Origin of the sequence: Thalassoglobus polymorphus (assembly GCF_007744255.1) — a bacterium.
In the GTDB taxonomy this organism is placed as follows: Bacteria; Planctomycetota; Planctomycetia; order Planctomycetales; family Planctomycetaceae; genus Thalassoglobus; species Thalassoglobus polymorphus.
Map to the genome: position 1 here is coordinate 666,329 of NZ_CP036267.1, position 15,549 is coordinate 681,877.

General features: G+C 50.3%; 10 protein-coding genes. 4 read left to right on the top strand and 6 right to left on the bottom strand.

Features of this window, described 5'->3' with window-relative positions; translation table 11 throughout:
- Positions 1 to 236: 236 nt before the first annotated feature.
- A complete protein-coding gene (locus Mal48_RS02595) occupies positions 237 to 1,541 on the bottom strand; it encodes an outer membrane beta-barrel protein (RefSeq protein WP_145195817.1) in 1,305 nt (434 codons plus the stop codon).
- Between the two features lie 576 nt (positions 1,542 to 2,117).
- Between Mal48_RS02595 and Mal48_RS02600 the strand changes: the two genes are divergently transcribed.
- Positions 2,118 to 3,752 (top strand): multiheme c-type cytochrome, encoded by a 1,635-nt coding sequence (locus Mal48_RS02600; protein WP_145195819.1) that lies wholly within the window; start codon positions 2,118 to 2,120, stop codon positions 3,750 to 3,752.
- A 100-nt stretch (positions 3,753 to 3,852) separates the two neighbouring features.
- On the opposite strand, the gene Mal48_RS02605 is transcribed toward Mal48_RS02600, so the two are convergent.
- Entirely contained in the window at positions 3,853 to 4,743 is an 891-nt protein-coding gene (locus Mal48_RS02605; protein WP_145195821.1) for a phosphatidate cytidylyltransferase, read from the bottom strand.
- A 331-nt stretch (positions 4,744 to 5,074) separates the two neighbouring features.
- Between Mal48_RS02605 and Mal48_RS02610 the strand changes: the two genes are divergently transcribed.
- Complete coding sequence (locus Mal48_RS02610) at positions 5,075 to 6,334, top strand: glycosyltransferase family 4 protein (RefSeq protein ID WP_145195823.1); 1,260 nt, start codon at positions 5,075 to 5,077, stop codon at positions 6,332 to 6,334.
- On the opposite strand, the gene Mal48_RS02615 is transcribed toward Mal48_RS02610, so the two are convergent.
- Together Mal48_RS02615 and Mal48_RS02620 are read right to left on the bottom strand one after the other, a co-directional pair.
- Positions 6,326 to 7,273, bottom strand: coding sequence for an alpha/beta hydrolase family protein (locus Mal48_RS02615; protein ID WP_145195824.1), 948 nt, complete (start codon positions 7,271 to 7,273; stop codon positions 6,326 to 6,328). The genes Mal48_RS02610 and Mal48_RS02615 overlap by 9 nt on opposite strands.
- 350 nt (positions 7,274 to 7,623) lie before the next feature.
- On the bottom strand, positions 7,624 to 8,424 hold the full coding sequence (locus tag Mal48_RS02620) for a hypothetical protein (RefSeq protein WP_145195826.1): 801 nt from the start codon (positions 8,422 to 8,424) through the stop codon (positions 7,624 to 7,626).
- 327 nt (positions 8,425 to 8,751) lie between these two features.
- Here Mal48_RS02620 and panC point away from each other — a divergent pair, with 327 nt between their 5' ends.
- The gene (gene panC, locus Mal48_RS02625; RefSeq protein WP_231739865.1) at positions 8,752 to 9,651 is read left to right on the top strand and encodes a pantoate--beta-alanine ligase; all 900 of its coding nucleotides are present in this window, start codon (positions 8,752 to 8,754) and stop codon (positions 9,649 to 9,651) included.
- 212 nt (positions 9,652 to 9,863) lie between these two features.
- A complete protein-coding gene (locus tag Mal48_RS02630) occupies positions 9,864 to 10,934 on the top strand; it encodes a prolipoprotein diacylglyceryl transferase (RefSeq protein ID WP_145195828.1) in 1,071 nt (356 codons plus the stop codon).
- A gap of 190 nt (positions 10,935 to 11,124) precedes the next feature.
- Here Mal48_RS02630 and Mal48_RS02635 read toward each other — a convergent pair whose 3' ends face one another.
- Positions 11,125 to 12,120 (bottom strand): fasciclin domain-containing protein, encoded by a 996-nt coding sequence (locus Mal48_RS02635; RefSeq protein ID WP_231739868.1) that lies wholly within the window; start codon positions 12,118 to 12,120, stop codon positions 11,125 to 11,127.
- Between the two features lie 174 nt (positions 12,121 to 12,294).
- The gene (locus Mal48_RS02640) at positions 12,295 to 14,871 is read right to left on the bottom strand and encodes a bifunctional serine/threonine-protein kinase/formylglycine-generating enzyme family protein (RefSeq protein WP_145195833.1); all 2,577 of its coding nucleotides are present in this window, start codon (positions 14,869 to 14,871) and stop codon (positions 12,295 to 12,297) included.
- Positions 14,872 to 15,549: the final 678 nt, after the last annotated feature.

The window sequence follows — 15,549 nt, forward strand, 5'->3', positions numbered from 1 at the left end:
AAGGCAGGTCGCGTACATCTTTTTCAAAACTGACTGATAGCCTGTTTTGAATTGGTGTTCGCGTTCTGCCTCGTGGCGAGCAGCTTTTTCGCTGGTGAAGCTTGTTCTTCACGGGCACTGGGTAGAGCAAACTGCTCTGGAACACTTTCGTGTTTCTTGTGTCCGCGAACTGAGCGTCTTGTCAGGTGATTGGCTGTGTGCCACGCAGGGCCTGCTACACCTTTATCAAAACCGCTCTAGAATGTCAGGATTGCGTCCATTCCGAAGATGGCGTCTCCTTCGCTGGCGATTCCTGCATTGTTTGTGCCTGGATCCCACTGGTAGCGGATCTCAGGTCGTAGTGTCAGGCTCGGCATGGGCTTGTAGTTCACACCACCGGTGATGGCGTAGATACTGTCCCCATTATTTTTCCACCATTCGAATCGACCACCCACTCCGACGCACTCATTGACTGAGTAGAGCAGGTATTGGTTGATTCCGTAGGATTCATTGCCACCAGCTAAGCCGATCTGGTTTCCGGCCAAATCCAAGACGGCACTTTCAGCTGTCAGGAAATCGGACTGGAAAACGTAGTTCAGCTTATCTGTCAGTGCAACGTCCAGCACGATGGACTGTGAGTAACCGTCGCCGATGGCTCCGAAATCGCCCACTGTGATGATGTGCGTGAAGGTCGCATTGTCGCCGAGACCGAATGAGTAACCACCAAGCCAGCTGCTACCGTGTTGACCAAAGTCGCTGTATTGATCAAAACCAGTATCCCAACCGAGTGTCCATCCACTGTAGACGCTTAGGTTGTCGTTGACCTGGTATGTCGAGAGTGCACCTGTGTGGGTGAACGCTTCGCTGTTGTACATCGTGAACGCGTGGCTGTAGAAGAAGTTGTCAGGAGCAGTCACGACTTCGTACCCGAGCAGGGTGAAAAAGTGACCAACTTTCATCGACCAGTCTCCATATGCCACTTCTCCGTACAATTGTGGCATCGCGAAGCCGAATGAACCATGATCCCAGCCATTCAGGTAGTCCCACTCACCGGCGTTGTTGCCAAAGGCTTGAGTGTCGTTGGCATCGAGGCCGTACATGAAGTCGGCTCGGAATCCCCAGTCGACGCCATTGCTGCCGTCAGCAACTTTTTCCGCATACAGCCACGCCTGGTGTGTTGCGTAGTGTCCTGGGCGGTCGTTGAATAAACCGGTTGAGCGGTTGTGGTATCCGCTCTGGATCCATCCACCGATCTTGTATGGAGAGCAGTCGTCGCAAAGGTTTTGCAGTGACCAGTCTCCACCATCGAACAGGTAACAGTTGTCGCAGGTTGCGGTGTCGCAGCCGAGCCCATCACAAGGGGTGATGCTGCAAAGTGGATCGGCAAGTGGTGTTTCGGGGGCACAGTCGTGACCAATTTGCTGAACGAGCGAATCTCCTGCTCCTGCAAAAATTTGGTCCGCTCGCTGAGCCACGGCATTTTCTTGCGCGCCAGCAGTTGTGGCGAGTCCCAGCGCGGTTGCTAGCGTAAGAAACCAGTCTCTCGTCTTGAGGTTCCGCATTCTTTTCTACTCCTGGTTATGAATCGGTCAGGGTGTCTCGAGCACAAGACACCCTGTTTCCATCCTTGTGGTTCTGGAATTCTTTCGTGTTTCGTCTCTCCGGAAGACTATTTGCCATGCGAGGTCGAACTCATTTTGACGAGGCAGGATGCGTCCATTTCTTTCTAGCTGCTCTGGCCATTACGAATTGTAAACCATTTCCAATAGTGATGATTGCGTTTGATGGCATTCCTGGGTCAAGGATCGCATCGACCGCGAATCTCCAGTTTTGGTCTGAATGTTCTGCCTCGCGTCGGAGAGTTCATGAAGGTGCAAACAAGATCTTCACGGCATGAGAAGCGTTGATAATCCTCTCAAGGAACCACTCTGCCTCCTTGGATCGGAGCGGATGTATCTGCAAAGTCGGAGATTCTGTGATGCGTGATATAACTCTCTTAATTGCTATACTTTCTCACCAGCTGGAGGATCTAGGCTTCCAATTGTTGGAGAGCCCGCGAAAATGACCCTTAAGCGGCAGCAATTGCCTCATTTTTCCCGCAAAAGACCGATCAGCATCGAAATTAAAATGGAGTGACAATGCAGACCTGGATGAAAGATGCTCGAAGAACTCTCGGTGTCGCCTGCATAACCGTAACAACTGTCTTAATCTGTACGACAATCTTGACATCGTGTCGGCAAGATGCACCGGTTCCTGGAAAAGGAGATTCCACGAAGACCAAACGCACAGGTCAGGGTGATGCTTCCTCATCCGGGGCAAGTGATTCACCGAAACCAACGGCTCCGCTGTTAGAGGGGTGGGAGAAGCCTCAGGCTGTCCTTGTCTTTTCGGGCGACGAACATGGCTATTTGGAGCCGTGTGGCTGCTCTGAGCGACAAGCAGGCGGATTTGCACGACGTGCCGACTTTATCCGGCAACTCAAAGAGGATCGAGGTTGGTCGGTTTCGGCATTTGATGTGGGAGGAATTTTAAACGAGAAGCGGGTGACATACCCACAATCGAAAATCAAGTTCCACCACATGCTTCTGGGCTTCCAGAAGATGGGCTATCAGGGACTTGAAATTGGCTTGGAGGAGTTGATGCTTGGTCCTGATGCTTTGTACGTGGAGCATCAGACAGTCTCTACGGAAGATGGATTTGATGTTCCGTTTCTGGGCGCGAATGTTACGTTCTACGGGACCAAGGAATTAGGCACTCCTGTGAACTCTCGTGTAGTCCAGGTTGGTGAAACCAAAATTGGCGTGATCGGGATTGTTGGGACGAGTACGCTGGAAAAAATACAGCAAACGGGACTGACTACCGATGAAAGCTTGCTAAAGATCGATGTCCCAACAGAGGTGATCCGCAAAGAACTCGAAGTCTTGAAGGCAGAGAATCCCGACCTGCTGGTGCTGCTGTCTCATTCGGATATTGATGAATCGGAAGCGCTGGCCAAAGAGTTCCCTGAGTTCAAGATTGTGGTCACAGCCAACAGTGCTGAAGATCCAAGGAAGAAGCCGGATTATGTCGGCGAAACAATGATTGTGCATGTCGGCAAGAAGGGGAAGAACGTTGTTGCTGTCGGCCTGTTTGCAGAGAATCAACTCAAGCATGAGTTAGTCGAACTGGATATGGATCGCTTCGCCATTGATCCAGGAATGGTCGAACTGATGCAAGAATATCAGGATGTCCTCAAGGAGCAATATGATTCAATGGTGAATGATGATCTCTCGATCGGCCATCCATCCGGGAAGACTTTTGCTGGGGCGGAGTCCTGCAAAGAATGTCATACATACGCTTACAATATCTGGAGTCAGTCCAAGCATTCCCACGCACTCGACAGCCTCACAAAAGGGCGACCGGGGCAAGAGGCAACTTGGGTGAACCGTACTTGGGACCCTGAGTGTTTGGCCTGTCATACCACTGGCTGGGAGCCGCAAGAGATCCTGCAGTACAAGAGTGGTTTCGCAAGTCTGGAGAAAACACCTCACTTAGCAGGTAATCAATGCGAGAACTGTCACGGCCCCGCGGCTGAGCACGTTGCTTTGGAGCAGGCGTGGAAAGAGTCAGGCACGCTCACACCTGAAACGATTGAGTCTCGAAAGTCGCTGCAACTTCTCAAGGCAGAAGCGGAGCAGAAAGTCTGCACACAGTGCCACGATCATGAAAACAGTCCAAAATTTGACTTCGAAAAATATTGGAAAGAAGTCAATCACAGCGGGCGTAAAGATTGACGACACACAGGCTCCACCCTTAGGTGAGTGTGGTCATTGTTCTGAGTCTTTGAGAGAGCGATTTTACGTTTCAGGATCAGTCCTGAATAAAATCAGAGGCTCAGTTTAGCCAGGTTGCCAGGGGTAACACTTTCCAGAGCAGGTAAGCTGCTGGGCCGGCGTACATGACGCTGTCGAGCATGTCGAGCAAGCCTCCGAAGCCCGGGAATAACTGGGCGGAGTCTTTCTTGCCAGCGTCTCTTTTTAAGAATGATTCGCAGAGGTCACCGATCAGCCCGACGACTCCAATGACGCATCCGTAAAGAACTGCCCAGTACCACGCTGGGGGAGCCCAGTCTGCGTTGAAGAAGGGTGTCGCAAATTCCAGCCAAAGCCAACCACATAACCCGGCTCCAACAACGGCTCCCACCGCTCCTTCTTGAGTTTTTCCAGGACTTAAATTCGGAGCCAGTTTGGTCGTCCCAAACAGGCGCCCAAGTGTGTACGCTCCGATATCGCCACCTTTTGCACAGATGAGCAGAGAGCCGAGCACGAGGTAACCTGCCTCATGACCGGCAATCCATCGTAGTTGTGTTGTGACTGCAAGAAGAACACCGACATAGCTGACGATGAGAATTTCGGTTCCGAGTGATTCAATATTTCCACCGGGACCACGAAATCGAGCAGCTTCCGAAGCACACAGTAGCATTACCGTAAAGGCGTAAATCAACGCGACGAAATTGAGATCGCCTGTGTCGCTAGCAGCCCCGGTAAGGTGAGGAATCCATCCTGCAAAGACAATCGCTGCGGCACAGCTAAACATTGCGGGCAGTTGCAGCCGTTTTGAGCGATCGCGAACTAAGTCGGCACACTCCCAGACGCTTCGAATGGCGAGGATCTCGGCAAAGAGAAGCAGGAACAGCGCGGACTCTCCACTCCTTGCATCGAGATAAAAAATCCCAATGAGCAGGGGAATCAAAATTGCCGAAATAATGAGGCGCCAACCAAGCATGAATGATTGTGTTCTTTTGGGGAATCTACTAAGAAGTCTATACGGTACTGTTGAAACCTTTGCGATTTTCTGGATTCTCGATCGCTTGTTCAGGAATTGTTAGATTGAATCATAACAAGTCGTTGTTGATGAGAATCGACGTGGCAGTATCATGGGGCGGAGAAGGAAACGCAACGATGTTAACGGGTCATATCAAAATTCACCCAAAGAACCAGTCGGGTTGCGATGGTCAGGAATCCCTTCGGAATGGCTTGTGTCTCAACCAGCGTCTTTCTGATCGTGAAAGCAGTCCGTTTCAAAAGACCCTCCACTTGAAATTGGTTCGAGTTGAATGCCGATTAAAGTCTGTTTTGTAGCACTCAATGCCTATCCGGCAATCGATCCGGAAGCTGAGGGAGCTTTTGGTGGGGTCGAAACTCGATCCTGGGCATTCGCACGTGCACTGGCACAAAATCCGGAGTTTGAAGTCTCTTTTCTTGTCCGGCATTGGAACCCTCTAAAGAAAGCGAGTTACGAGGGAGTCCAGATACATCTGCTGAGGGATCGGTTCTTTGAAGTCCGAGATTCACTGTTGTCGAGATTCAAAACGGGCCCACAATTCCCTTGGGTTCGGCTCAAACAACCACAGATCTCTGATGCACTCTATTTGCCACTCCTCGCCGGACTCAAAACGATTCGCAAGCGCAGGGGACCTCGAGATGCTTTGCCGATTGTATCCAAGATCGATGCAGATCTTTTTTTGACATTCGGCGTTCAAAGTTTTTCAGCAACTGTGATCGCGTCCGCACAGGCGACAGGACGACCCGCAGTCTTGTTCCTCGGTTCGGACGGTGATCTGGACGAAAATTACTTGCCGGGAAACAAATTTGTCAGCGTATACAAGGACAGTGCGGACGTCTGTTACTGGACAATTCAAAATGCGACTCAAATTCTCTGTCAAACCGAATCTCAACAGACGAGGTTGAAAAAACTGTTTCAACGAGAGAGTCGACAAATTCAAAACCCCATTGATCTCGATCGTTGGGATGGCCTCGCCAAAAAGAAGATTGAACCAGCGTTGCATGCAAATCTGGATCGTTACGCTTTGTGGATTGGGCGTGCTGAATTTGTTCACAAGCGACCACAAGTTTTACTTGAAGTTGCAGCCCAGTCTCCCGGTGTCAAATTTTTGATGATTATGAATCACTTTGATGAAGTTTTTGCGGCTGAAATCAAAAGGAAGGCTCCAGCAAATGTCAGCATCGTCGAGAAGGTTCCGTTTCCGAGCATGGCAGCGATCTTTTCACGGGCTGCGGTTCTGGTGAACACTTCATCGTTGGAAGGGTTTCCGAACACTTATTTGCAAGCTGCAGCGTCAAACGTTCCGATTGCATCGCTGAGCGTCGAGCAGGACTTCTTGGCAGCTTCGAATTCCGGACACTTTGCGAATGGGAATGTCGATGAGCTTTCCGGATACGTTCGAGATGTCTGGGAGAAGCGAATTTCTCCTGTGACTGGTCGTGAGTATGTTGAGCAACACCACGACATCCACCAGCAAGCCGAACTTCTGGCAGAGTCACTCAAGGATGTTTTGAAGTCAAAATCATCGTGATTGCATCGAGAGCCACTGAATTGCAGTGGGAAGATCACCCTCGTGACCACCTTCGAAGATGGTGATTCGGACCGGGCCAGCCTGTCGTCTCAGGAGGATATCGTGTTTGCGATCTTCTTGTCGTCCAGTGAATTGAAGATCCTGCGGGATTTCCTGGGTCTTCGTCATTGTTTCAATTTGGGACTTTGAGAATTTCTCGGGCCTCTGATCATTGGCATCTGCAAGAACGTTGAAAGCATGGAACGTCTGGCTGATCGGAACGGAGCCGGTGTGCCCATCGTGAATCCCGGCGTTCAGGTCAATCGGGAGACTGCGTGCACGAGCAAGCCAAGTCAGCGGGGATCGCTCTTTTAACTGTTCATCAACTTGTTGGCTTGTACCCGGTGCTCCGCCAACTGCCTTCTCGACGTTTTTGAAATAATTTCGTCCAGCGGATTTTGTTTCAGAGTGCCAGGCTGCGACGTCGCTGATTCCAACCCAGGCAGATACGCCCGCCCAGATCTCGGGGTGCTTGCCCGCCATTTGCATCGACATGTGCCCGCCACCGGAGACTCCTGTGAGATAGATCCGGTCAGTATCGATGGAGTGTTGCTGCTTCATCCACTCAATCGCATCGACAATATCCTGCACAGCCAGCGGAGAGCCAAGAGCTTCGGGCGTCCAGTTTGGTCCCCGAAAATTCGGATGAATCAAAGCCCATTTTCGCTCCCGACATTCCTTCAGCGCGACTTCAATGTGTCCCTTTTGTTTGTAGTCTCCACTCCATGTATGCAAGACAACAAGCAAGGGGATTGGTTTTTCCGTTGAGTCCGGAGCATAGGCAAATGAAGGCTGAGGGGTTTTGTCCATCGAACTCAGGATGGAGACCTCTTCGAGTTCCTGCGCCAATCCAAACGAAGACAGCGAGACGAAAGCACAACAGAAAATGAGATTTTTCATCTGACAAGTCTTCTTGTTGGAGCAATGAAGTTGTTGGGGCAAAAAAGTCTTCGCCTGTGGACATCGGTCTGTCTGACAACGATTAACATTCCTGACAAGAAAAAATCAAGTGATCTGGATTTTCGAAGGAACAGCACGTCATCGCAGGAAGAGGTCTCCCATGTTCAAAACAGAGACCAGCAGGTCCATTGCGTCCAAGTTTCCTTGGTGAGGAGAGAAAGCCAAGCTTGTGGAAGTCTCTGCAAGTCAAAGAATTCGTTTCGATTAATCCTTCATCCTCAGCCATTGTCCAGTTTTGTACAGTGGTCTTGGATCGACTTTGACTTCGGTTCCAACCCTCGCATGCCGCGTTACGAAAGTCCAGCGGTGCGAGACTGTAAGTTCTTGACGGCGTTCACGAACCGCTGTTGCAATTCGAGAGGCATCTCTCTGAAGTCTTCGATCAACTCCGGGCTGAGAGCAACGACGACTTTTTCGATGGAAGCACAGGCACGTTTGTAAATTTCTTCTGAGCTCGGACCTTCTCGCTTCTCATTCTCGTCACTCGAAGCGTCCCCCCGAGCTCCTTGGCCGAATGGAGCGTATTCGGAATTTCCCGACGATTCTCGCGGGGCGGAATTGACTGTTTCTGCTCGTTCGCCGGAACTTCCGACTCCTGCACCGGCAAGGGAACGGCCTTCTCCTTCGACGTCCGCGACTTCGCGAACCATATTGTCGCCCACCTGCAAGTAGTCGGGAGCGATACTGAAAGGGGCTTCTTCTTCAGCTGGTGCTGTGAGATCCTCGCCATGCTGAGAGCGTCTCCAGGCTTTCATTTCAGCGACAGTCGCTTCGATCTCGTTTGCCCATTGCAAACATTCAGAAGCATCGTCCCAGTTCAAGGCGACATAGAAGTGAGACCATTTCAAGTTCGTGTAGTCGGTGTTGACATCTGCGAATGTTTCCCACACTCGGCGACGTTGGTAGACCTGATCACCACTCAGACCGATCATGGAACCAAAGTCGGCATCAGTTCGTCCTCGTGCGTATTTTTGCGTCCATTCAGAGGCGCATTCTCCGATCACCCAGTTGCAACTGCTTAAGGCTTCCTGTGCCCGGATGACGAGTTGATCTTCGGTTTGAGGCTCTTCAGCAAGGGTTTCTTCAGCCATGATCGTTTCAGTCCTTATTCAATGAAATTCCAAGGAATTATTGTGTTCAAATGTTCATTTTCTCTTTATCGTACGCGGGCCAGTCTCTTTCAGCGAGTTGCCGGCAACGAATTTTCAGAATTTCGAGCTTCTCGTCAGTTCCAAATCGATACACTTTCACTGACTCGTGCAGCACTCATTGCTGGTAGACAGGTTCGGATTCGCAGAATGGCAGGCAAAACCTGCAGGCGAAGTTCGAAATGCTGACAATTCAGGGTGGTTGAACCACCGGACCAGCTGCCGTAAGAATTAACTCCGTGGATGAGAACGTGGCAAGATTGTCGCTTCGTGATTGATTCACCATACATTTATGAAGGAAATGTCAAGGATCGAAGTATGCAGGTGACAGGAGAAATCGCGGAGATTCGAGAGGCTATCGCCCGGTCGCGGCAGCAGGGATGCCAAATAGGATGCGTCCCCACAATGGGAGCACTTCACGCAGGACACATCAGTCTCGTGGAAGAATGTCGAAAACGTGTCGATTACGTGTTGGTAACCATCTTTGTGAACCCGACTCAGTTCGGCCAGGGAGAAGATCTCGACAAATACCCACGTCCGCTAGAGGCCGATTTGGACGCATGTCGTGCAGCAGGAGTCAGTTGCGTCTACACGCCTGAGATCCCATCACTCTACCCGGACGGATATGGCACTTGGGTTGATGTTGAAGGAATGTCGACGATTCTCGAGGGAGAGTGCCGTCCAGACCATTTCCGTGGAGTCACAACCATTGTCGCCAAGCTCTTGAACATCATTCAGCCAGATGTCGCCTGCTTTGGCGCGAAAGATTATCAACAGCAAACTCTCATACGCCAGATGGTCCGGGATCTGAACATGCCTATAGAGGTCGTGGTCGCTCCCACAGTTCGGGAAGCAGACGGACTTGCGATGAGCAGTCGCAACCAATACCTCTCGCCAGAGCAGCGACAGACGGCGCTCTGTCTTTCGCAGGCTCTCAACATTGCTGAAGAATCTCTCCTGGCTGGTGAGACCAGCATCGCACAAGTGGAGAAGCGGATGCTTGATCATATCAACTCATTTGATGATGTCCGACCTGAATATACCGTGCTGCGTGACCCGGACACTTTGGAGGAGCTGAAATCTCTCCAACCCGAAATGGTTGCTTTGATCGCGACCTATGTGGGGCAGACACGATTGATTGATAACCGTAGAATTTCGCTACCACAATGATAAAGGCGCTCCGTCCCATTTGACGGCCGTCGAAATAAGAACCCGTTCCGAAACTTTCGCAATGAGCCATTGGTACCTTTCTTGCCTCTGTGAGGAATGCCGGGCTTGGAAATTTTCCTTCGCGAAGTTGTTCGAAGAACCAAATGAAGAGAGCAGGGGACTCCCCTGTCAGTGAACCCGGTCAGTGAACCCTGCCTGAATCGTAAATAGACATGCGCCAAACACTTTTTCGAATCTGGATTGAAAAGCCGTGGTCCCTCTGGACCGAAGTCCCAGGAGAGCCACCGCACTTGGGAGCATGCTGGATTGCTATCATTGTTGGCGCGGTTTTGTTTCTCTATCACCTCGCCCGCCGCGATCAGGAGTTCTTGCGCGATCGGGTGAACTGGTTGATGTGGGGGTGTGCGATTCTTGGCTTGAGCATCGCTCCTTCCTTTGGAGTCTTGCCTGCATCGGTCCCTGTGTTTGGTTATGGAGCCATGGTCCTGATCGGATTTGTCTCTGCGATGGCCTTCTCATGTGCGCGTGCGAAAGCGGTTGGGCATAATCCGGAGATCATTCTCGATGCCGCTCTTTGGGTTTTGGGGATCGGGATATTCGGTGGGAGGCTCGCCTACTTGATTCAATATGGAGATGTGGTCTTCCAAGACGCTAACAGCTTCGGTGAACTGGCATTCGCTGCGATTAACCTTTCCGAAGGAGGCCTCGTTCAGATTGGTGGTTTAGTCGGCGGGACTCTTGGATTCTTGATCTTCTGCAGATTGAAAAACGTCGATTTCTTCGAGTTCGCTGACATCATGGCGCCAGCAATTTTTATCGGAATCGGATTCGGAAGAATCGGTTGTCTGCTGAATGGCTGTTGTTACGGGGATCGCTGTGAACTTCCATGGGGGATCGAATTTGCTTCAGGAACTGTCACCTTCAATGAACTCGTAATGAAAGGTTTTGTTGATCCTGATGCAGCTGCGACTTTCTCTCTCCACCCGACTCAGATCTACAGCTCAATCAACGGGTTCGTTCTGGCGATCGTCACCGGTGTTTACTTCTGGTACCGCAAGTATCGAGGAGATGTCTTCGCACTGGGCTGTATCTTGTATGCACTCACACGAATTCAAATCGAATTCTTGAGAGCCGATGAGATGGGACAGCTCGGAACCGGTTTTACGATTTCTCAGTTCTACAGCTTAGGGATCATCGCCGGTGGCCTCGGCATTATGTTTTTTACACGTTGGCGAAGTCAAAAACTTTCAGCCCCGACTGCGCAACCCCAGAACTCCGTTTGACCTGAGTTCCCGCTTCTTTGATCGTCTTTGACGTTCGCTGGCTCTCTCGCCAAAGTGAAAACCGAACAGGCTGAGAAGGGCGACTCTGATGGCTCGACATTAAGCACTCAACGAGCGTTTCAACTTATGTTGAAACGCTCGTGTTTTGTGGTCAGTGTTTACGGTAACTAAAGAAGAGTGGATCAGTTTCTTAATATGAGCGTCGCATCAGGCGTCGGCTTCTTGTGTTCGCCTGTCGACTGTGCCACTGAGGAGTGCTGGTCGTGACGTGGGTTGCAGACTGGCAGGATTTTTGAGAGACACTTTTGCTGTGACTCTTTTGCTTTGTCGGTGGAAGAAGGACAGAATCAATCACGTGAATGACTCCGTTTGACGCGTCGATATCTGTTTTGATGAGGTTCGCGTTATTGACCTGAGCAGCTCCTTCGTTGATGCTGATCGTTACGGCGTTTCCTTCCAATGTTTTCGCATGCTTCGCTTTCAACGCGTCAGCTGCGTAAACCTTACCTGCGACGACATGGTATTTCAGGATGGCTGCAAGCTGATTCTTGTTTTCAGGCTTTAATAAGTTTTCGACTGTCCCCTCAGGTAGCTTTGCAAAAGCTTCGTCTGTCGGTGCGAAAACTGTAAACGGACCTTCTTGGTCAAGTACCCCCGCGAGCCCGGCAGCTGAGGCCGCTGCAATAAGTGTTTTGAAAACCTCTGCTTCCTGGGCAACACCAACAATCGATTTATCCTCTGGCAGGATGACTGCATCGATGACGTGTATCACGCCGTTGGAGCAAAGAATATCTGTCATCACGACGTTCGCCCCATCAATCATCACTCCATCCGCTGTGGAAACGTCAACGTGTTGTCCGTTCACAGTGGCTGCTCCGGTCAATTTTACGACGTCAGCAGCTTTCACTTCTCCAGCGACGACATGGTAGGTCAAAATACTTGTTAAGAGTTCTTTGTTCTCCGGTTTCAAAAGTGTCTCTACTGTTCCCTTGGGTAGCTTTGCGAAAGCCTCATCCGTCGGAGCGAAGACCGTGAAGGGGCCATCTCCTTTGAGAGTTTCAACAAGTCCCGCAGCTTTGACCGCAGTCACCAAAGTTCCGAAAGAGTTCGCAGAGACTGCAGTGTCGACGATGTCTTTCGTCTCTGCCTGAGCCGATCCTGAGAAACCAGTTACTGTCAGAGCCATCGTTAGTCCGTAAGCTAAAATCCTCATCTTGAAATCCTTGCGTTGTCTTAAAAGGGGAAGGGAGCCAATTTGGCGATGAGTGAAACGTTCAAAACGTTCACTGCTCTTTTTGTAGACAACACTCTGAAGATGACCACTCAGGTTTCAAAAGAATTTTGATACAGCCCCACGCTTCTACGGTGCTATTGTCACAGGAAGAACGATTCGAAATCCGATTTCTCCATCAGCTCGGTCGGGTGGGGAGTGTCCCCGATAGTCTGAACTTCCGACCTGAACAGAAGTATGAAATGAACCTCCTTTAGTGACGCGGCTCTCTCCAACAGTCGGACCTGTAGGATTTGTGGTGCATTCGTCCCAGAACTGTGTCTTGAACGGTTCGGACCAGTCATGACACCATTCCCAGTAATTGCCATACATGTCGTACAAACCAAATTGATTCGGTTTGGCAGTAGCGACTTCGTGTGGTTGGGTACCACTGTTGACCCCGTTCCATTCCTGGTCGATGAAATCGATAGCGCGATTGCCCCACCACCACCGATCTTTCGTTCCTGCCCGACAAGCAAACTCCCACTCAGCCTCTGTCGGCAGGCGGTATCCATCAATTTCTGGAATGAGATCGAAGTCCAAATACGGCGATTTCTTGCCTTCCAGCTTGTTCAGTTTCGAGCAGAACTCAACCGCTTGGTACCATGTTGTATCGACAGGAAATGAATCAGTTTGCATGTCCTGTACCTGATCTCGTTTTGCTCCGGTTGCACTGAATGCTGACGGGTTGAATCCGGAGACAGTCTCAAACTGTTGTTGGGTTATTTCTGTTGCTGAAATGTAAAACGCGTGAGTCAAACAGACCCGATGAGCCGAAACACGTTCTTGTATTTCAGGTCCAAGAAATTCTTCCAGCGAGAGCCTGGCAGCTTCGTTTTCATAGAAATTCGCATCTCCTTCTGAAATTCCCTGGATAAATTCTCCAGGTGGAATCAGTCGCATCTTGATCCCCGCTGAATTTTTAAACTCGACGGGAATCTTCAGGTAGGTTGCCCACTTTTGCTGAGACGTTCTCGCTTCATCTGCACTGAAAGGAATTCGACTCGGAGCTGGCGCGTCTTTCGGGAAGCTTCCCCAGACTGTCGAAGTGGACTCGATCGCAGGCATTTCCCACCAGATTTTCACCTTCTGGGTCTGTCCCTCCTGTAACGAAAATTTTTCAGGATCAACTCGCAGTCCTGAATCTGCTTTTGCACTCAACTCGTAGGTTCCTGATTTCAGATTCTGAAACTTCAGGCTTGAGTGAGTCAATTCGATTTTCTGAAGAGCATTTGTGTCGACATTGCGTAAGGTTAAAAGCTGACCACGAATGCTTGATAAGAATTGATCATCCGCAACCTGAACGACTAAAAAAAGCGGCTCTCCCTTTCGAGACCCTCCAAGGACAAAAACAGAGATTAGTATTAACAACAGGCAGCCGGCGATGCTCCCGATCGCTTTTATTCCCAGTAATTTGCGGGCAAGATTTCGAAACGTGCCAGAATGCGGAGGAGATGTCGCTGGTCTCTTCTTGTCATCTGCAACAGGTGGGGCTGAGGTCATCGTCCGGTTGTTGTTATTGTCGTGGGTCGTGGCAGACAATGGCCAAACCCGCGTCGGCGTGTTCACGATGCTCAGTTCATTGATGAACGATTGTAACTCGAGATCGTCGGTGGCGATTTTCTTTTTCTCGCCCATGGACTCACTATTCAGAAGGTCATCCAACTCGTTCCTTAATGAAGACATATCCTGAAACCGCTCATCAGGTTCCTTGCAGACCATTTTGTTATAGAGCTGTTGCAGTCCTTCGGAAATCTCACTGAACGGAGACGAGAGTAGCGGGACGGGTTTCTCTCGATGGGCAATCGCTGTTTCCAAATATGTCTCGCAACGATACATTGTTTTCCCGGTAAGTAGGTGATAGAGAACACACCCCAAGCTGTAGATGTCGCTCCGTTCGTCTGCCGCTTTACAGTTCAGCGATTGTTCAGGAGCCATGTAAGCTGCGGTTCCCATCATCACGCCACTTTGGGTCAACTCTTCGGCATCACCCTGCATCGTTTCTCGAGTGAACCGAGCCAGCCCCATGTCTAAAATCTTGACGTTCCCACTTTCGTCGAGCAAAAGATTTGCAGGCTTGATATCTCGATGAATCACTCCTCTCGAATGAGCGTACTCTAGCCCTGCGGAAATCTGTTTTACGGCCTGCAATGCAAATGAAACTGAGACCGGACCGGTCTGTTTGAGAACTGCAGCTAAGTCTTTTCCTTCGACAAATTGCATCACCAGGTAGTGAATTCCAAGAGCTTCACCTGCATCGTATGCGGCAACGACATTTGGATGATCCAACTTGGCAGCTAACTTGACTTCCTTTTGAAATCTTGCAAGTAGGCTTGAGTTTTTGGTGAACTCCGGAGAAATCACCTTGACGGCAACAATCCGATCCATGCGGATGTGACGTGCCTTATAGACTGTCCCCATTCCCCCTTTCCCGAGTTGATCGAGAATCAAACAGTTCCCTAAAATCAGTGACTTTGCCTTCCCGGAGAGAATTTGATTTGCCTGGAAGGTGGTCAAGACTTCACTTCGAACGAGTTTGCGTGCGAGCGTCTTGAGAGCATCGCGAGGGGCCGATTGCCTGATGGTGAGAAGCATGGCATCAAGTTCATGCTTGGAGAGAATCCCCAAGTCCTGAACAGCTGAAGCAAATTGATTGAGAGAGATCAATTACCCATCCCTAATTAGAGCCTCTTTCGAGTCGGAGTTCAGGTTCTGCCTCGTGGCAAGCGGTCTGTGAAATCATAAAAAAGAGGCTCACGGTACAACAAGCATTGAAAATACCCTCAAGCGCTGCCATGAAAAATGCCCAGTCGATTTCTCAGCCAGAAGTATAACCGGTTTCCATGCTTTGAAACCAATTCCGGCCACGGCGTTGTGTGGCACGCTCAGACTGGAGCGTAGCGCAAGGATGGGCGTGGCGAATTCCGTGTTGACTCTCATTCTCCCATGGTTGGTAATGTTCCGTCCATTTGCAGCGGGACGTCTTCTTCTCCTGCATACTAGCGAGCACTCGACCATTCCCAATCAACTGCTGTCTCAGCTGTTCGGGTGGGTGGAGTTCGTCGATCGATGTTAATGGTGGGATTCGCAACTTACTTATGAAGGAAATCATATCATTTGAACAAGGTAAGACGAGGACGTAACCCACCAAGTCGCTGTTCAAATTTTCTCCCCCCTGCGCCTCTGGTATGGGGGGCAAATTCAAACAATCCGAGTAAGCCGTTATGGTACCCCGCTGATCGTATCGGCGACGCTGTTTGCGAAAATACGCCTTGTCGTTATTTGAGTCGTGAACTCTCATTTGATTCGAGACCTTGTCGATGATTGAGTCTCTACTTCGTACTC